Annotated in this window: 16 protein-coding genes; 3 read left to right on the top strand and 13 right to left on the bottom strand. The window is 58.7% G+C overall.

Going from position 1 to position 18,393, the window contains the following annotated elements:
* Positions 1-64: 64 nt before the first annotated feature.
* Genes ASF29_RS10070 through ASF29_RS24325 form a run of 3 tightly spaced genes read right to left on the bottom strand, consistent with a single transcriptional unit; the run spans position 65 to position 2,248 of the window.
* A complete protein-coding gene (locus tag ASF29_RS10070; protein WP_062450545.1) occupies positions 65-1,315 on the bottom strand; it encodes a class I SAM-dependent RNA methyltransferase in 1,251 nt (416 codons plus the stop codon).
* Positions 1,312-2,064, bottom strand: a complete 753-nt coding sequence (locus ASF29_RS10065) for a TlyA family RNA methyltransferase (protein ID WP_062450544.1) — start codon at positions 2,062-2,064, stop codon at positions 1,312-1,314. Before ASF29_RS10065 ends, ASF29_RS10070 begins: the two co-directional genes overlap by 4 nt.
* 7 nt (positions 2,065-2,071) lie before the next feature.
* On the bottom strand, positions 2,072-2,248 hold the full coding sequence (locus tag ASF29_RS24325; RefSeq protein WP_156462599.1) for a hypothetical protein: 177 nt from the start codon (positions 2,246-2,248) through the stop codon (positions 2,072-2,074).
* A gap of 88 nt (positions 2,249-2,336) precedes the next feature.
* On the opposite strand from ASF29_RS24325, the gene ASF29_RS10060 reads away from it, so the two are divergent.
* The gene (locus ASF29_RS10060; RefSeq protein WP_062450543.1) at positions 2,337-4,358 is read left to right on the top strand and encodes a methyl-accepting chemotaxis protein; all 2,022 of its coding nucleotides are present in this window, start codon (positions 2,337-2,339) and stop codon (positions 4,356-4,358) included.
* A gap of 108 nt (positions 4,359-4,466) precedes the next feature.
* Here the strand turns inward: ASF29_RS10060 and dxs are convergent, their stop codons facing one another.
* From dxs to ASF29_RS10025, 7 genes are all read right to left on the bottom strand, one after another.
* Positions 4,467-6,389 carry a 1-deoxy-D-xylulose-5-phosphate synthase gene (dxs, locus tag ASF29_RS10055; protein WP_062450542.1) on the bottom strand — a complete coding sequence of 641 codons (1,923 nt, stop codon included), beginning with the start codon at positions 6,387-6,389 and terminating at the stop codon, positions 4,467-4,469.
* A 91-nt stretch (positions 6,390-6,480) separates the two neighbouring features.
* On the bottom strand, positions 6,481-7,404 hold the full coding sequence (locus ASF29_RS10050; protein WP_062450541.1) for a pirin family protein: 924 nt from the start codon (positions 7,402-7,404) through the stop codon (positions 6,481-6,483).
* 258 nt (positions 7,405-7,662) lie between these two features.
* Positions 7,663-7,917: an exodeoxyribonuclease VII small subunit gene (locus ASF29_RS10045; RefSeq protein WP_042618153.1), complete on the bottom strand. Its 255-nt coding sequence runs from the start codon at positions 7,915-7,917 to the stop codon at positions 7,663-7,665.
* Between the two features lie 2 nt (positions 7,918-7,919).
* Positions 7,920-8,855 carry a histone deacetylase family protein gene (locus ASF29_RS10040; RefSeq protein ID WP_062450540.1) on the bottom strand — a complete coding sequence of 312 codons (936 nt, stop codon included), beginning with the start codon at positions 8,853-8,855 and terminating at the stop codon, positions 7,920-7,922.
* Between the two features lie 27 nt (positions 8,856-8,882).
* Positions 8,883-9,446 (bottom strand): biotin transporter BioY, encoded by a 564-nt coding sequence (locus ASF29_RS10035; protein WP_062450539.1) that lies wholly within the window; start codon positions 9,444-9,446, stop codon positions 8,883-8,885.
* A 19-nt stretch (positions 9,447-9,465) separates the two neighbouring features.
* A complete protein-coding gene (locus tag ASF29_RS10030) occupies positions 9,466-10,086 on the bottom strand; it encodes an energy-coupling factor transporter transmembrane protein EcfT (protein WP_062450538.1) in 621 nt (206 codons plus the stop codon).
* Positions 10,083-10,763: an energy-coupling factor ABC transporter ATP-binding protein gene (locus tag ASF29_RS10025; RefSeq protein WP_062450537.1), complete on the bottom strand. Its 681-nt coding sequence runs from the start codon at positions 10,761-10,763 to the stop codon at positions 10,083-10,085. Before ASF29_RS10025 ends, ASF29_RS10030 begins: the two co-directional genes overlap by 4 nt.
* A 113-nt stretch (positions 10,764-10,876) precedes the next feature.
* Between ASF29_RS10025 and ASF29_RS10020 the strand changes: the two genes are divergently transcribed.
* The gene (locus ASF29_RS10020) at positions 10,877-12,067 is read left to right on the top strand and encodes a winged helix-turn-helix domain-containing protein (protein WP_062450536.1); all 1,191 of its coding nucleotides are present in this window, start codon (positions 10,877-10,879) and stop codon (positions 12,065-12,067) included.
* 226 nt (positions 12,068-12,293) lie between these two features.
* On the opposite strand, the gene ribB is transcribed toward ASF29_RS10020, so the two are convergent.
* The 3 genes from ribB to ASF29_RS10005 all read right to left on the bottom strand — a co-directional run bounded on the left by ribB (position 12,294) and on the right by ASF29_RS10005 (position 17,837).
* Positions 12,294-13,394: a 3,4-dihydroxy-2-butanone-4-phosphate synthase gene (ribB, locus tag ASF29_RS10015; protein ID WP_062450535.1), complete on the bottom strand. Its 1,101-nt coding sequence runs from the start codon at positions 13,392-13,394 to the stop codon at positions 12,294-12,296.
* A gap of 9 nt (positions 13,395-13,403) precedes the next feature.
* Positions 13,404-14,501: a chorismate synthase gene (gene aroC / locus ASF29_RS10010; protein WP_062450586.1), complete on the bottom strand. Its 1,098-nt coding sequence runs from the start codon at positions 14,499-14,501 to the stop codon at positions 13,404-13,406.
* Positions 14,502-14,693: 192 nt separating this feature from the next.
* Positions 14,694-17,837 (bottom strand): EAL domain-containing protein, encoded by a 3,144-nt coding sequence (locus tag ASF29_RS10005; RefSeq protein WP_062450585.1) that lies wholly within the window; start codon positions 17,835-17,837, stop codon positions 14,694-14,696.
* Between the two features lie 294 nt (positions 17,838-18,131).
* On the opposite strand from ASF29_RS10005, the gene ASF29_RS10000 reads away from it, so the two are divergent.
* Complete coding sequence (locus ASF29_RS10000; RefSeq protein WP_062450584.1) at positions 18,132-18,392, top strand: DUF1344 domain-containing protein; 261 nt, start codon at positions 18,132-18,134, stop codon at positions 18,390-18,392.
* Position 18,393: the final 1 nt, after the last annotated feature.

Below are 18,393 nucleotides of genomic sequence, written 5' to 3'. Positions count from 1 at the left end.
AAGGACTTGATCGCACTGGATCCCGCATCAAGTGCGGGATGACGGAGGGGAGGGCTGCTAAGCCCTACTTCTCCAGCGTCGCAACCGCTTCCACATGCGGCGACCACAGGAACTGGTCGATAGGCGTCACCTTGGTGACGCGATAACCGCCCTCAACCAGAATGGCCAGATCGCGGGCCAGCGACAGCGGGTTGCAGCTGACGGCAACGATCTTCTTGACGCTGCTCTTCGCCAGTTCCTTGCATTGGGCTTCGGCACCCGCGCGTGGTGGGTCGAAAACCACGGCATCGTAGTTCTTCAATTCTTTGACGGTTAGCGCATGGCGAAACAGGTCGCGCTTTTCAATCGTCACCGGCTTCAGTCCCTGCGTGTTACGGGCCGCGAGATCCAGCGCCTTTAGCGCCTTGTCCTCGGCTTCCACCGCATGCACTTTGCCAAGACTGGCAAGCCGCAGTGCGAATGTGCCGGAGCCGCAGAAAAGGTCGGCGATGCGCTTGGATTTGCCGACATGCGCCAGCACCAGTTCCGCCATCGCATCTTCCGCTGGCTTGGTGGCCTGCGCAAAGCCGCCAGACGGCGGCGAAATCATAACGCCGTCGAAATCGATCATCGGCTTTTGTGGCTCGATCAGGATTTCACCGGCAATCGAAACGCGCGCAATGCCGCGCATGGACAGTGTGATTTCCGTCGCCGTTCTACGCTGCTTGTCGTTTGGCGCTTTGATGCCTTCAAAGGAAATATCGAGCCCGGTCCGCGTTTCCATCACAGTGATGCGGAATGGCTCTGCACTCGATACGAGCGGCAGACCAATAGCGCGGATGGTGTCTAGACGCGAGACGATACCATCCGACGCGATGGGACATTCCTCGATGGCAACGATGTGATGGCTGCCGGCCTGGCTGAAACCGAGAAGGAGGCCTTTTTCCGTTTTGCGGGCGGTAAAGACGACACGGCGTCTTTCGCCCGGACGACAGTGCACTAGCGCATCCACTTCAGCCTCTAGCCCCTTGGACTTCAGCGCGGCAACCACAAGGCTGCGCTTGAAGACATGGTAGGACTCATCGGCCATATGCTGCAATGAGCAGCCGCCACAGGTGCCGTTCTTGCCATCCGGGCCGAAGTGGCGGCAGGCAGGCTCTCGCCGCTCGGGTGCGGCCTCGGCAATCGACATGACCATGCCTTGGTCCTTGACGCGGGCAACGGCTACCGTTTCACCCGGCAGTGTAAAGGGCACGTAGACCGTGCCCTCGGGACAGTGGGCAATGCCATCGCCCTGCGCGCCCAGATTCTGTATCTTCAAGGTCTGAGTGCTCATGGCTTTTTGCCTCCGAGAAGGAATTCGACATTGCCATCACCACCAGCAATGGGGGAGGGGATGAGGCCGAGGCTCACCCAGCCCATGTCCTCCACCAGCCAGCGCTCAAGCTCTGCGGCAACCTCGGGCGCGGTTTCCGGCTCCTTCAAAAGACCGGCCTTGCTGATCGCATCGCGACCGGCTTCGAATTGCGGCTTCACCAGCAGCACGGCAAGCGCGCCGGGCTCTGCCAGTTCCAGCGCAGGGGCGAGCGCCAGCTTCAGCGAAATGAAGGACACGTCCGACACGATGAAGCTGATCGGCCGATTGTCGATATCGTCGCTGGTCAGGAAGCGGGCGTTGAAACCTTCGATACTGGTCACGCGTCGGTCGTTTTCGATGCGCGGATGAATTTGCCCGTGGCCGACATCGATGGAGGTGACGTGGGACGCGCCGCGCTTCAGCAAAACTTCGGTGAAGCCGCCCGTGGATGCGCCGACATCGAGACATTCGAGATTGCGTGGATCGAGCTGGAAATGGTCGAGTGCGGCGACCAGTTTCAACGCCCCGCGTGACACATAGTCCTGCGCAGGATCGCTGATTTCGAAGACGACATTTCCGGGAAATGTCAGGCTGGGCTTGGTGACGACCTTGCCGTTGACGCGCACGGTGCCGCGCTCCACTGCATCGCGTGCGCGGGAGCGGCTGGCAAACAGGCCGCGCGATACCAGAAGCTGGTCCAGCCGGTGATTTTCAGATGAATTAGACATGGCCGTGTCAATGACTGTCAAATGCCCGCAGTGCAAGCCTTTTGTGCGGCGAAAGAACGGAATCGGCAGCCACTAAATCCATGAATGCAACATCGAAAATTAGTATTCTCCGATTTAAGCGAAAATAAACGGCTTTGCTGCAGTGTGCGGCAAAGTCGGATGTGAAGTCATCCGCTTCTGCCATGATGGCGGCCCTCCCTGATCAATATCGTGCCGTGTGCCCGGACTGCCTTATGCTCAGTCCAGCCGGAAGTGTGTCGAAAGAGCTCTCGATGTCATTGAAAAATCTTCCCATTAACCTCAAACTGGTCATCACCTTCATTGCGTTGATGGGCGTATGCCTCGTGGCGTCGGCTTTTGTCTTCCTGCAGACGATGGAAGCGAAGTCGGTCTCCGAGCAGCAGACCAACACCGGCAAAATCATGCAGAACGTCGATGGCGCCCTGGCGGCGATGCTGGAACAGGCCGTCAACCAGCGCGGCTTCCTGCTGTTTCGCAGCGATAGCACATACAAGGACGTGCCAGCACAGCGTGAGCTGATGCTGAAGAAACTGAACGACGCACGCGCACTGGCCGCCAACGAACCGGAGATCATCAAGTCCATCAACGAGATGGAAGCGACTGCCACGGTGTTTTACAAGGAACTTGCAGAGCCGCAGATGGCAGCCCGCAAGAACACCGAAGCGCCGATCTCCGAAATCATCGAAATTGGTCGCAATCAGGCAAAGGGTCAGCTCGACAGCTTCCGTGCGGCCGCCGCCAAGATCAAGGATCAGCTGAACGCAGCCTCCGCAAGTCAGGTCGCTGCGCAGGAGAAGGCCCACAACAATCTTGAGATCGCCCTGCTGGGCGGTGGCGCGATTGCCGGTGTTGTCGCTGTCTTCCTGATTTGGCTGCTCTCGCGAGCCATCGTGACGCCCATCGTGGCCATGACGGATGCCATGGGTCGTCTGGCCGGTGGTGAGATGTCCGTTGACGTTCCAGCGCTCGACCGTGGCGACGAAGTGGGCAAGATGGCGCAGGCCGTTCTGGTCTTCAAGGAAGCCGGCATCGAAAAATCGCGCCTGGCTGACGAAGGCGACCGCATGCGCAACGCCACCGAAGCCGACCGCCGTCGCAACGAAGCAGAAAAGGCACGCGCCGAAGCTGAACAGGCCTTTGCCCGTGATGAGCTTGCCAAGGGTCTCGAAGCTCTGGCTGACGGTAATCTGGCGTATCGGATCGAAACACCGTTTACCGATTTCATCGAACCATTGCGCCTGAACTTCAACAACTCGCTGGACAAGCTTCAGCACGCGATGCGCAACGTCGGCGAAAACGCTGCGGCCATCCATGCCGGGGCTGCCGAAATGCTGTCCTCTGCCGACGATCTTTCCCGCCGTACCGAACAACAGGCCGCATCCATCGAAGAGACGGCTGCTGCACTTGAAGAAGTCACGACCACCGTACGCGACAGCGCAAAGGGTGCAGAAGAGGCGAGTGCTCTGGTTCAGCGTGCCCGGGCAGGAGCTGAAAACTCCGGCACCGTCGTTCGCAAGGCCGTCGCCGCCATGCAGGAAATCGAAAAGTCGTCTGGCGAGATCACCAACATCATCGGTGTCATCGATGACATCGCTTTCCAGACCAACCTTCTGGCCCTGAACGCGGGTGTAGAAGCGGCCCGTGCCGGAGAGGCAGGCAAGGGCTTTGCCGTTGTCGCGCAGGAAGTGCGTGAACTCGCACAGCGCTCTGCCAATGCCGCAAAGGAAATCAAGTCGCTGATCAGTGCATCCAGCGCACAGGTCGAAAATGGCGTCAACCTCGTTGGTGAAACCGGCAAGGCGTTGCAGCTCATCATTGCCGAGGTTGAGGAAATCAACTCGCATGTCAGCACCATCGTCACAGCGGCACGCGAGCAGGCAACCGGGTTGCAGGAGATCAACACTGCGGTCAACACCATGGATCAGGGCACGCAGCAGAACGCGGCCATGGTCGAAGAACAGACTGCGGCAAGCCACGCGCTGGCACGTGAGGCCGAAGCGCTCAACAGCCTGATCGGCCAGTTCAAGCTGGGTGGCATGGCGCGCAGCACGACGGCGTTCGCACCTTCCAGCGCTCCCGCTGCACCACGCTCTGCAGCCGTTGCGCCCAAGCCGACATTCGCAGCCAAGCCGCGGCCTGCTGCGAAAATTGCCCAGCCCACCGCCCGTGCGGTTCCGTCTCCAGCCCGCGCGTTGGGACAGAGCCTCGCCAGCGCCTTTGCCCCAGCTGCGGCTGCAGCTCAGCCTGCTACACAGGACTGGGAAGAATTCTGAGACAATCTGACAGCTTGAAACGAAAAAAGCCACCGGAGCGATCCGGTGGCTTTTTTCTTGTTCCGACGACAGCGCATAACTCGTCGTCATCCGGTATCGACAATGCCACTAGGACGCGGCGACGCCGAGGCCCGACTGCTTCTGTCCCAAAGCGTTGAAGACAGTCGACACGATGCCCGCCCGGTCCAGCCCCGCATTGGCATACATGATTTCCGGCTTGGCCTGCTCGACCCACTGGTCGGGAAGCGTCAATGTGCGGACCTTGAGGCCCGTATCGAGAAGACCGGCGCTGGCCATGAAATGCAGCACATGTGCGCCGAAGCCGCCTGCCGAACCTTCTTCGATGGTGACGAGAACTTCGTGGTGGCTGGCCAGTTGGCGAATGAGATCAAGGTCGAGCGGCTTGGCAAAGCGCGCGTCTGCGACCGTCGTGGAAAGGCCAGCCGCATCCAGATCTTCCGCAGCAGCCAGGCATTCGGCAAGGCGCGTGCCGAAGGAGAGCAACGCGACCTTGGAGCCTTCCTTCATAATCCGGCCCTTGCCGATTTCCAGAATTTCGCCACGCGCAGGCATCTCGATGCCAACACCTTCACCACGCGGATAACGGAAGGAAATCGGGCCTTCATCATAGGCGGCAGCCGTGCGAACCATATGTTTCAGCTCAGCCTCGTCAGCCGCTGCCATCACCACCATGCCGGGCAGGGTCGCCAGGAAGGTCGTGTCGAACGAACCAGAATGGGTGGGGCCGTCAGCCCCGACGAAACCGGCGCGGTCGATCGGGAAGCGGACGGGAAGACCCTGAATGGCCACGTCATGCACGAGCTGGTCGTAACCGCGTTGCAGGAAGGTGGAATAGAGCGCGCAGAAGGGTTTGTAGCCATCCGCAGCAAGGCCCGCCGCAAAGGTCACCGCATGCTGCTCGGCAATGCCAACATCGAAGCTGCGGGTTGGGAAGAGTTCGGCCAGCTTATCCAGACCCGTGCCATTCGGCATGGCGGCGCTGACGCCGACGATCTTGTCGTCCAGCGTCGCTTCCTGGATCAACGCTTCGGCAAAGACGCTGGTATAGCTCGGTGCATTCGGCTTGGCCTTGGCCTGCGCGCCGGTGATGACATCGAACTTGTTGACGCCGTGATACTTGTCGGCAGCAGCTTCGGCAGGCGCGTATCCCTTGCCCTTCTGCGTCACCACATGGATCAGCACCGGACCCTTCTGGTTGTCGCGCACATTGCGCAAGACAGGCAGAAGATGGTCGAAGGAATGACCGTCGATGGGGCCGATATGGTAGAAGCCAAGCTCTTCGAACAACGTTCCACCGGTGACATAACCCCGCGCATGGGTCACGGCACGGGTAATGGCGCGGTCGATGGTCTTGCCGAGATAGGCCGTCAGCTTCTTGCCGAAATCGCGGAAGCCCATATAGGTGCGACCGGACGCCAGACGCGCCAGATAGGCGCTCATGGCACCCGTCGGCGGGGCAATCGACATGTCGTTATCGTTGAGAATGACGATGAGGCGCGCGTCCAGCGCACCGGCATTGTTCAGCGCCTCGAAGGCCATGCCAGCAGACATGGAGCCATCACCGATGACTGAGATGACCTTGCGGTTGCTGCCATCCAGCTCTGCTGCCACCGCCATGCCGAGACCGGCAGAAATGGAAGTGGACGAATGGCCAGCGCCGAAATCGTCATATTCACTTTCCGCGCGGCGGGTGAAGCCGGACAGGCCACCTTCCTGCCGCAGGGTGCGGATGCGGTCTCGACGGCCAGTCAGGATTTTATGCGGATAGCACTGATGGCCGACATCGAAGATCAGCCGATCCTCCGGCGTGTTGAACACCTTGTGAATGGCAATGGTCAGCTCCACAACGCCGAGGCCTGCACCCAGATGCCCGCCGGTGGTCGAAACGGCGTCGATCATCTCGTCACGCAATTCCCTGGCCAGTTGCGGCAGGTCGCGATCATCGATCGACTTGAGGTCGGATGGGAATTTCACCCGGTCAAGCAATGGTGTCTCTGGCATTCCGGTCAATCGTTCGGCCTTCGTCTCTATCGTTCAATTCCTTGCTACCAGATGGTGTGTAGCGCGGCCTTCGGCAAGATTTAAATCCTTTTAACGATTTTCAAGCCTGCGGCAAAGGGACAAACTCTTCCTCATCCCCCGGAACGATGTCGAACCGCCCCGTTCTCCACTCCTGCTTGGCTTGTTCTATGCGTTCTTTTGATGACGAAACGAAATTCCACCAGATATAACGTTTGGAATTCAGCGCCGCGCCACCGAAAATCATGATGTGGCATCCACTAATTCCGCCTTTCAGCGTGATGTCGTCGCCCGCGCGAAAGACGATCAGCTGATCGGCTGCAAACACGTCGCCTGCCACTTCCAGACAACCAGAGAGAATATAGATCGCCCGCTCCTCGTGATCTGCGCCGAAGGGAAATTTCGCGCCCGCATTCAAGGTCAGGTCGACATAAAGCGTATCTGTCAGCGTCTTGACCGGAGAAGCGGCACCCGCAAACGATCCGATCACGACCCGCCCGAACACACCGGCGTCATCGATCATCGGCATGGCATCGCGTCCCGTATGGGAAAATTCCGGCGCGATTTCTTCCTTTTTGTCGGGCAGGGCAAGCCAGGTCTGCAACCCTGACATGGACAGCGGCTGACCGCGCAGATTTTCCGGCGTGCGTTCCGAATGCACGATGCCGCGCCCTGCGGTCATCAGATTGATATCGCCGGGGCGGATCGTCAGTTCGGTGCCGAGACTATCGCGATGCTTGATCTCGCCGTCGAACAGATACGTCACGGTGGAAAGCCCGATATGCGGATGGGGCTTCACATCCAGCGCTTCTCCGGCTTTCAAAATGGCAGGGCCCATGCGGTCGAAAAAGATGAACGGACCCACCAGCCGACGATCCCGCGTCGGCAACGCGCGCCGCACGGCAAAGCCACCAATATCGCTCGAGCGCGGAATGATCAGATTTTCGATCGCATCGCAGGCAAAGGCATCGCCTGCGGCGGGGTCTCTTCCGGGAAAAAACGACATGGCAAATCTCCTGCGTGACTGGCGGATAGATTACCACGATTTGGGAGGCTGTTGAGGGTCTGATGATGAACGCTGTGTTCTCATGTTGGGAGAGGAGATAGGGCCCAAATCTGCATCATCCTTCTCCGTCACCCTCGGGCTTGTCCCGAGGGTCTAACGAACCCCAACATCAAACGTGGATAGATCCTCGGGACAAGCCCGAGGATGACGACGGTAAAGGGTCAGACCATCGGTCATTTGCCGAAAGGCAACCTAAACTTATTCCCCGTCCAGCGGCTCCACACCAACCGGCTTTCCTGCCCGATCCAGACGGATTTTCTCGATACGCTTTTCAGCGGCTGTCAGCAGGGTTTCGCAATGTTTCTTCAGGGCTTCGCCGCGCTCGTAGATGGCGATGGATTCGTCCAGTGCCACATCGCCGCGTTCCAGACGGGCGACAATGCTTTCCAGCTCGGCGACAGCCTTTTCGAAAGAATAACCGCTGACATCGGCTGTGTTGGCATTTTCCGTCATGTTCAACCCTTCATCATTCTCAAAATATGCATGGCTGCCGATTCCGCCAGCCCTTCCAGATCATAACCGCCTTCAAGCAGGCTGACGACCCGGTTGGCGGCAAATTTGTCGGCCATCTCCAGAATTCGCCCCGTCGCCCAGTCGAAATCATCCCCCACCAGATTGATCTGCGCCAGGGGATCACGGTGATGCGCATCGAAACCCGCCGAGATGATGATGAGATCGGGCGAGAAATCGGCAAGCGCCGGCAGCACGCGGGATTTGAACGCCTCGCGAAAATGGTCGCTGCCGGTATTGGGTGAAAGTGGCGCGTTGACGACATTGTTCTTGATGCCCGTCTCGCGCTTGTCGCCACTCCACGGGTAAAGCGGCATCTGGTGGGTGGAGCAGAACAGAACCGATGTGTCGTTCCAGAAAATGTCCTGCGTGCCATTGCCGTGGTGCACGTCCCAATCGACGATGGCGACGCGTTCCGCGCCATGGACCTTCTGCGCATGGCGGGCGGCGATGGCGGCATTGTTGAACAGGCAAAAGCCCATGGCCTTTTCTGTCTCGGCATGGTGGCCCGGCGGGCGGCTGGCCACGAAAACATTGTCGGCAGCACGGCTGAACACATCGTCCACCGCCGCCATAGCCGCGCCAATGCCGGTCAGCGCCGCCTGCAGGCTTTTCGGCGAGGCATAGGTATCGGCCTCGATGCGGTTGATTTCGCCGTCCTCTTCCGGGATTTGCCGCATGACCGAGATTAGATGGCTCTCGGGGTGGGCCAGCAACACGGCATCTTCATTCGCCTGCGGTGCTTCTTTCCGCTCCAACCGCTCGAAATTCGGATGCTCAAGCGCAATGTTGAGCGACCGCAGCCGGTCGGGTCGCTCTGGATGGCCCGCAGGTGTAATGTGTTCCAGGAATATCGGATGCTCGTAAAGCCGTGTGGCCATGGCGGTGACTCCTGAAAATGGGCAGCGTTATGCGCGCTGCGGCAGCAGGGGATATCCCGCCATCACGGCGCGGCCAGCGAGGGCTGCGAGAACGGCCTTGAGCACATCGCCGGGAATGAAGGCCATGGAGCCGACGAATGCCTTGGAAAAGCCGATGCCGGTCGCAAAGCCGAGATAGGTGATGCCGAAAGCATAGAGCACGATGACGCCACCGGCGACGCTCGCCAGAAAGAAGCCGAAGCCCTGTGTGAGGGGTGATTGATCGCGATTAACCAGACGCTCAGACAGATAGCCGGTGGTAAAGGCCGCAGCGATCCAGCCAATCAGATAACCGGTGGTCGGCGTATAGAAAATCGAGAGCCCACCGCGACCGCCAGACAGAACCGGCAGGCCAATGGCGGCGATGAGAATGGTGAGCAGGACCGCCAGCGTGCCACGCTTTGCCCCCAGCACCACGCCGGCCAGCATGACGCCCAGCGACTGTGCGGTGATGGGCACGGGAATGAAGCCAAGCGGAAGCGGCGGCAACAGGCCGAGCGCGATGATGATGGCTGAAAACAGCGAGATCAGAACGAGGTCACGGGTTTTCATTCTCAAGAGGCTCCCATCTTTAAATATCAGGAGACGAGGTTTGGCCCCTGAAACCGCGCGCGTCAATGGCATCCGCGATAGCATCGGCATCCTTCAACGTCATAATGATGAGCGGAACAAGGATCGTGTGCAGCCTCACCTTCATTCCACGCGCACGGTGAGCATCGCGCAGCGTCTCATAGCGATTTATGACCTCAGGCACGAAACGCACGACAAGTCCGACCGCCAGACCAACATCGACAGCCTTGGCAAGGCCCACTTTTTCTAGCGGACGCAGTGCAAAGGTGATTTCATCCATGAACTGAGAAATGCTGACGCTGGCCGTAATCGCCGTTGCCAGCAGCGTCAGCGCCGTCAGCCGCAAGAGAGCAATCGTCGCGTCCAGCACTGAAATCAGCAGGAAGCTGAAAACGGCGATGATGGCGATGGTGAGCAGAACGGGTCGCAGTCGCGCCGCGGTTTCCCGAAACCCCAGACGTGCCTGCCACAGCACCAATCCCGATATCATAACGGCAGCGAAGAGGAGGAGGGGAGCACGCGTGAGAAAGAGGGCGATGCTGAACAGCGCAAGGCCCGCCAGCTTGATGCGCGGCGATAGCTGGTAAAGCCAACCGCTTCCTTCGACGTGGAGGCTTCTCATGTCAGGGCCAGTTCACGGTAAAGCCGGATCGCCTCGGTGGGGGATGCATCGGCGTGCAGCCTGTTCTGATGGAACAAAAGCACGCGGTCGAAACTCTCCAGCAGCGGCAGATCGTGGGTGATGACGATCAGGTCCTGCTCCAGCCCCGCCATTGTCCGCTCCACCAGCGCACGGTTCTTGAGGTCGAGCTGGTTGGTCGGCTCGTCCATGATGAGGATTTTTGGATTGGTTATGGTCAGTGCCGCCAAGGCAGAAAGCTGCAATTCGCCGCCGGAAAGCTCATGCGCGCGACGCTTGGCCAGAGGCTGGATATCGAAGCGCTGCAAGGTGGCATCGACAGCAGCATCGATGGCAGCCCTATCCAGCCCCTTGTTTTTCAGGCCGAAGGCGATGTCGTCTCTGATAATGGGCAGAATGATCTGGTTTTGCGGGTTCTGGAAGATGAAGCCGACATCCTTCAAAACCTCGGACGCGTCCTTGACCGTATCCAGCCCATTGACGCTCACATGGCCGCTGGTCGGTTTCGTTAGACCATTGATCATCCGCGCAAACGTCGTCTTGCCTGAACCGTTGAGGCCGATGATGCCGATGCGCCGCTCGGTTAGGGCCAGCGTCAAGGGCTCGACCGCCGCTCTGCCTTCAAAGGCCACACCCGCATCGTGAAAACGAATATTCAACTGCCAGTCCCCAAAATGCTGTCGACGTTTCTATAAACGTTGGAGGTGCCGAGCGAAACAAGGAACAAAAAAAGAACATTGATTTTTCGGCTGAGCAACCATAGGCTTTTACCATGGCGATTCTGATTTCGAACGAAGCAGCACGACGTATCTTTCTGGCGCGACAGGGGCTTTCCGCATCGCCTAGCCGCGCCATGAGCAAGGCCGACCTGTTGAAGCTGATCACCGATATCGGCTTCGTGCAGGTGGACAGCATTGCCACCGTCGAGCGGGCGCATCACCAGATCATCTTTTCCCGCAATCAGACCTACAAGCGCCAGCACTTGACGGAACTGCTGGAGAAAGACCGGGCGCTGTTCGAACACTGGACGCATGACGCCTCCATTCTGCCCGCGACCTTCTACCCCTATTGGAAACACCGCTTCCGTCGCCGTGAACCGATCATTCAGGAGCGCTGGCGCAACTGGCACGGGGAGGGCTTCGATTCCGCCTTCGAGGAAACATATCGGCGCATTGCCGAAAACGGCCCCGTCATGTCGCGCGATATGAAGGCGGAAGGGCATCAGTCCGGCGGCTGGTGGAACTGGCATCCGTCGAAAACGGCGCTCGAATATCTCTGGCACACCGGCAAACTGGCGGTGGCAGGCCGTGTCAATTTCCAGAAAGTCTATGATCTGGCGGAGCGGGTGATCCCGGCTGAGCATCACGACCTGGATGTGCATCATGACGACTTCGTAGACTGGGCCTGCCGAGAAGCGTTAACGAGGCTTGGCTTTGCCACCTCAGGCGAAATCTCAGCCTTCTTCGATATCGTCACGCCGCAGGAATCCAAGCAGTGGGTGAGCGATCACCGCGATGAACTCTGCGAAGTCTCGCTCGCTTCTTCCGATGGTGCCAAAGAACGAATCTCCTACGCTTTCGAAGGCTTCACAGGCGAGGCGGAAGCCGGGATCGAGCCACCCAACCGCATCCGCGTGCTCAGCCCGTTCGATCCCCTGCTGCGCAACCGCGCCCGCACGGAGCGGCTGTTCGGTTTCTATTACCGCATCGAAGTCTTCGTGCCGGAGCCGAAGCGGCAATATGGCTATTACGTCTTCCCGCTTCTGGAAGGGGACAGGCTGATCGGTCGCATCGACATGAAGGCGGAGCGTAAAGTTGGAACGCTGGATGTGAAGCGCCTCTGGCTCGAAAAGGGCGTTCGTCCGTCTTCCGGCCGATTGGCGAAGCTGGATGCGGAGTTAAACCGGCTTGCCAAGTTTACCGGTGTTGAGAGTGTGCGGTATCTGGATGAGTGGCTTGGGTGAAAGGGCAGTGGGTCGGGTGATCCGCAAAGGTTTTCGCGTCCGTCACCCAGCACTTGATGCGGGGTCTAGCCAGCTCAAGTCTTTGGGCTGAAAAGGCTATTCTCGACGCGCGGACGCGCGTCGGCTGAATCCCGCATCAAGTGCGGGATGACTGAGGTAGATGTATTTCCTGCGCGTCAGCTCAGACCGCTCTCCCCTTCGAAAAAGAGAATGACGGAAGCATTCGTCACCCAATATCCGTCGAGCTGATCTGAATGCCAAAACCCTCTAGCCCGACATAGTGGCGTTCGCGGGAGGTGAGAAGCTTGATGGAGCTTATACCAAGCTCTTTCAGGATTTGTGCGCCAAGGCCGATTTCCAGCCATTCGTCGTCCCGCGAGCGGGCCTGTGCGTGGGCCTCATCGGGGTCGCGGGACTTGCGACGTCCGGCCACCTGGCCGACACCAACAGAGCCTTCGCGCAGGTAGATGATGACGCCACGGCCTTCGGCTGCGATCTTCTCCATGTAGTGCTGCACGGGCTGTTTCTTGCCGAAGATATCGTCGGCCACGTTTTCCGGGTGCAGGCGCACGGGAATATCGACGCCGTCGCGGATATCGCCGAAAATCACGGCCATATGCTGCATCGGGTCCCAAGGCAGGGAATAGGTCTGTGCTTTGGCGGGGCCGAAAGGCGTGTCGAGCGTGAACTCCGATTCCTTTTCGACAAGCGTTTCCTTGCGTTGGCGATAGGCGATGAGATCGGCCACAGACACCTGTTTCATGCCATGGGTCTCTGCAAAGGCGGAAACCTGCGGGCCGCGCATCACAGTGCCGTCGTCGTTCACCAGCTCGCTGATGACGCCGATGAGTGGCAGGCCTGCGAGTTTGCACAGATCGACCGCCGCTTCCGTGTGACCGGAGCGCATGAGCACGCCGCCTTCGCGGGATATCAGAGGGAAAATATGGCCGGGGCGGGTGAAATCGGCAGCACCCGCATTGGGGTTGGCCAGATTGCGAACCGTCACGTTGCGGTCGCTGGCGGAAATGCCGGTCGTCGTGCCGTGTTTGAAGTCCACCGAAACGGTAAAGGCTGTCGTATGCGCGCTGTCGTTTTCCGCAACCATGGCATTGAGGTTGAGGCGTTTCGCCTCTTCACGCGGCATGGGGGCGCAGACGATGCCGGAGGTGTGGCGCACGATGAAGGCCATCTTTTCCGGGGTGCAGTGCACGGCGGCAACGATGAGATCGCCTTCGTTTTCGCGGTCGTCGTCATCCATGACCACGACGATTTCACCAGCCTCGAAGGCACGGATAGCTTCAACGACACGCTTCTGATCATATGCCATGCTAGGTTCCTATTTCAAACGCCCGGTCTGGCCGCGGTCTCTGAGATAATGGTCGGCAACCGTGCAGGCCACCATGGCTTCGCCAATCGGTACGGCACGGATGCCGACACACGGATCGTGGCGACCCTTGGTACGCACATCGACATTGTTGCCATCGGCATCGATGGATTGACGCTCTGTCAGAATGGACGATGTCGGCTTGATGGCAAAGCGCGCAACGACCGGCTGACCGGTGGCGATGCCGCCCAGAATGCCGCCCGCATGGTTGGACAGGAAAAGCGGCTTGCCGTCATTGCCCATCCGCATTTCATCGGCATTTTCCTCGCCGGTCAGTTCGGCAGAGGCGAAACCCTCGCCGATTTCCACGCCCTTGACGGCATTGATGGACATGAGGTTGGAGGCGATATCCTGATCGAGCTTGGCATAGATCGGCGCACCGATACCGGCGGGGACACCCTCAGCCACGACTTCCACCACGGCACCGATGGAAGATCCAGCCTTGCGGATGCCATCGAGATATTCTTCCCACACCGGCACCATCGCCGCATCCGGGCAGAAGAAGGGGTTCTGATCGACCTGATTCCAATCCCAGTTGGCGCGGTTGATCTTGTGCTTGCCGATCTGCACCAGCGCGCCGCGCACGTCGAGGCTCGGCACCACCTTGCGGGCCAGCGCCCCGGCAGCCACGCGCGCAGCGGTTTCGCGCGCAGACGAGCGACCGCCGCCGCGATAATCGCGAATGCCGTATTTAAGATCATAGGTAAAGTCCGCATGGCCGGGGCGGAAACTTCTGGCGATCTCGCCATAATCCTTGGAGCGCTGGTCGGTGTTTTCGATCATCATCGACACCGGCGTGCCGGTCGTGATCATCGTCTCGCCGTCCTCATCCATCATCACGCCGGAGAGAACCTTGACGATATCGTCTTCGCGCCGCTGGGTCACGAAGCGGTTCTGGCCGGGCTTGCGCTTGTCCATCCACGCCTGCACCTCGGAAAGCGTGAAGCGGATGCCCGGAGGGCAGCCGTCAATCACACAGCCCAGTGCCGGGCCGTGGCTTTCGCCCCAGGTGGAAACGCGGAAGAGATAACCGAAGGTGTTATGCGACATGTGATCAAACCGAGCAGCGGCGTTCCACTGGCGAAACGCGTTTTCAGAAACAGGCTTTTTCATAGTGTAAAAAGCCGGGAAGGCAAAAGCCTTTCTTTTGCCGCTTCGGTTCGCGCCACGAGGCCTTTGCGCGAACATGTTTCGCCCGCAGCCGTAAGACCAGTTGAGAGCTGTAAAGGCGCCCCTATTCCATCAAGAGACCTTGCGCCACTGTTCAGCCCCGGCAAATTCGGAGAAGTCCGCTGGCGAAAGCGGCTTGGCGAACGCATAGCCCTGAACGATATCGCAGCCCAGCTGCCGCAGCAGCGCAGCATGTTCTTTCGTTTCGACACCTTCTGCAATCGTCTCGACGCCGAGAGACTTGGCAATATCGATAATCGAGCGCACGAGGGACCGTTCCTGCGGCGAGGTGAGAATTGGCATGACCAGCTGCCGGTCGATCTTCAGCCGCTTCGGTTTGAGGCGCAACAGGCTGATGATCGACGTATGGCCTGTTCCGAAGTCGTCGATTTCGATGTCGATGCCCAGCGCCTTGATACGTTCGATATTGTTGGCGGCGATATCTTCGTTCTCGTCGAGAAAAATTGACTCCACCAGTTCGAAGGTCATTTGACCGGGCTTGATCGGCAGTTGCTTGAGACTTTCGATGAGGTTGTCGTCGTGCAGGCGGCGAACGGAGACGTTGACGGAGACGCGCGGAACGTCGATGCCCTTGAGACGCCATATTTCCTGGTCCTGCAAAGCATGCTGAAGCACCACATGGTCAATGGTCGAAACGACGTTGAGCTCCTCGGCAATTTTGAGGAACTTGTCGGGGGTCAGAATGCCCCTGACGGGATGACGCCAGCGCACCAAGGCTTCCACGCCGGTCAAGGCATGGGTGGTCGCGGAAAATTGCGGCTGATACCACGCCTCGAACTCTCCCCGCTCAAGCCCCGCAAGGATTTCGTCGGCTGTGCGTTTATGGCTGACGATTTCCGCTTGCAGGTTCTGAGTGAAGAATTCGTAACGGTTACGCCCCGTGGCCTTGGCCCGGTAGAGCGCCAGGTCGGCGTTGATGAGCGTGCGGCGGGCATCGCCCGTTCCTGCCTCATCGAATGCAATGCCGATGGAGACACCGCACCGGCAGATAAAGCCCTCGAAGTCGAAGGGATGACTGAAGGCGGAAATGATCTTCGTTGCGATCGACTTGATATTGTCCCTGTCGGCCAAAGGCATGAGGATCACGAATTCATCGCCGCCGATACGCGCCACGATGTCGCCGGCCCGCACTGTTCGCGTCAAAATCTTTGCCGCATGGATCAGCACCGCGTCGCCTGCGGCGTGCCCCAGCGTATCGTTGATCTGCTTGAAACGGTCGAGATCCAGATGAAGAATGGCAAAACGCTTGCGCTCGCCAGATAGCGGCACTGACAGCGCGTCCAGTTCCCGGTCCAGCTTGCGGCGGTTTGCAAGACCGGTGAGGGGATCATGCAGGGCGTTGTGTTCGATACGGGTCTTGGCGTGCTCCAGCTCGGCATTCTTGGCTTCCGCCTCGTCCTTGGCGTTTTTCAGCTGCTCCGAAAGCAGGACATCCGCGGTGACGTCGAACGCGATGCCCACGATCCGTTTTGTACCGTCGCGCCTGTTGTGCACGCGACCAACGGCCTTGATGTAGCGCACGGAGCCATCCGGCAAAAGCACACGCTGGGTCGTGTTGCGGTCGGAATCGTCATCGCGGCGCAGGCCGTTTCCAAAGGCGATGGGCCGTTCCTCCGGGTGCAGGCAGGAGAGGTATTCGTCGCGCGTCACATGGCGGTTGTCCTGAGGCGGCAAGCCATAAAGTTCGCACATGCGATTGTCCCAGATCGCGTTGGAGTAGTCGAATGCCGATTCCCAGATGCCGCAATGATATGCTTCGAGAGCCAGTCTAAGGCGACCGGACGTCTCTTCGAGCTCGTGTTCTCGGCTGGACAGCTCCTGCAGCGCAAGCTCCAGCTCGGCATTCTTGATGTCGCTCGTATCCTTGGCCTCGCGAAGCCGCTGCGCCATGATCATGTCTGCCGTCACGTCCCACAATATGCCTGTGGTCTGGTGGCTGCCATCCGGTTTGGTATAGCTCGAGCCAGCGGAACGCAGATAACGAACCGTGCCGTCGGCTGCGGGTATGCGGTAAACTTCGGACGATGTCTGCTGTCTCGAGGAACAATTGAAGAAGAACCGCGCAGCCTTCGAGCGGTCTTCGACAACCAGCGCCGTCAACCAGTCGGTCAGCAGCATGTTCTGTTCCAGCATCGGAAAGCCGTGGAGGCTCGATGCGCGTTCGTCCAGGTAACAGCGCGAGGTATCGTTTTCGATTTCCCAAATGCCGATACTGGAGGAATCGATGGCGAGCTTGAACCGTTGCGAGAGTTCCAGCAGCTTGGCCTCTCGCGAACGCAGCGTCTTGATGTTCCGGTTTCGCTCCGACAGCAGCAATGCCGCCACGATGATGGGCAGGAGCATCGATATGCCGGCAATAGCAAGCATCGTGCGAAGCGATTGATAATAGGGCTTTACTGCATTCCAGCCCGACGCAGGTGTCGCGCGGATTTCCCATCGCGAACCGGGCAAGTCCACGGCCTTGACGAGCGGGTCTTCATGCAGCGGCTCGATCACGCTGCTGACGATTTCATTGGTGACGGTATCGCGGATTTCAAAGCGGATATCGTTGGACGTGCTGTCTAACGGCGACAGCGTGTCGTAGCCGATCCCCTGAAGAAGCTTGCGTCGATCGACGACCGCCATCACCAGATCGTCCTTTTCGCCACTGGCCACGGCTGCGGGCGGTACGGTGACGATGACAAGAATGGTGCCACCTTCCGCAGCTTCGAATATCTGGGTTTCCGGCAGGCGCTGTTCCTGGGGCAAGGCGGCCAGCTTTGCCAGCCGCTCGTTCAGCATCGTATCCAGCTGCTCCGTGGGAAAGCCGGATGCGGTTTGGGACGTGTAGAGTTTGTGGAGCTGGAAATCCTTTGCGAAACCGATGGCAATGAAGTGATGGGACTGCTGCAACTGGTAATCGGCAATCTTGTCAAGGCTTGGCGACGTGTCCGGAGAAAGGGTCGCGTAGTGCCCCAGCGATGTCAGCGTCGTGACATCGCTGCTCAGCCGCATGACAAGACTATCGTGCAAAAGATCGAGGGCGTATTGCGCATGCGTTTCGAGATCTTCGCGCAATGAGGCGGCGCTGCGATGATCGACCAGATTGAAGGCGGTGAACATGATGCCCGCCATGGCAAGAGCCAGAAGCGCTGCAACAATCCTTCGTTTTATGATTTCGTTAAGGCGTGCCCCAATATCAGCCAAAACACTCACGTAATAATCCTTCGAAATATCGCATTTTGCTCTGCTATACAGCGCAAAATACAATATATTCTGAATCCAAAACTATATCGGGTGTTTCATTTCGGTCTAATTTAACAACTTGGGAAACGGCGCTTCATTTTAGCGTTCCATTGAATGAAACGTTGCCTAAAGGCTTGATTAAAAGTTAAAATCCGTTCATCAATTATACCGAAAATGTCATGCTTGCGGGCGAATTCCGCCACATTCGGGAGGCAAATCTTGTCGCATATCAAGTTTTTCAGCAGCCTTAAGAAAGCTATAGCGATGCGTTTGATGATTGCCGCACTTATGGCCACAGCAAGTCTGTTTGCTCCGTTCAACGCGTTTTCGCAAAGCGTTGACGTCGAATCGACCATCAGCAAGGTGGATGTGAAGGGCCTCACCATCACATTGGCTGATGGCAAGAGCTACAAGGTGCCTGAAGAATTCAATTTCGACGGACTACAGGCCGGTGTGAAGGTTGTTGTTTTCTACACCGAGGTCGATGGCAAGCGCGTCGTGGACGACCTGGAAGTCATCCAGTAGG

Source organism: Rhizobium sp. Leaf262, from assembly GCF_001422245.1.
Taxonomy (GTDB): domain Bacteria; phylum Pseudomonadota; class Alphaproteobacteria; order Rhizobiales; family Rhizobiaceae; genus Agrobacterium.
Note: the sequence above shows the minus strand (reverse complement) of the source record. Positions and strands in the feature narration are given on the sequence as shown.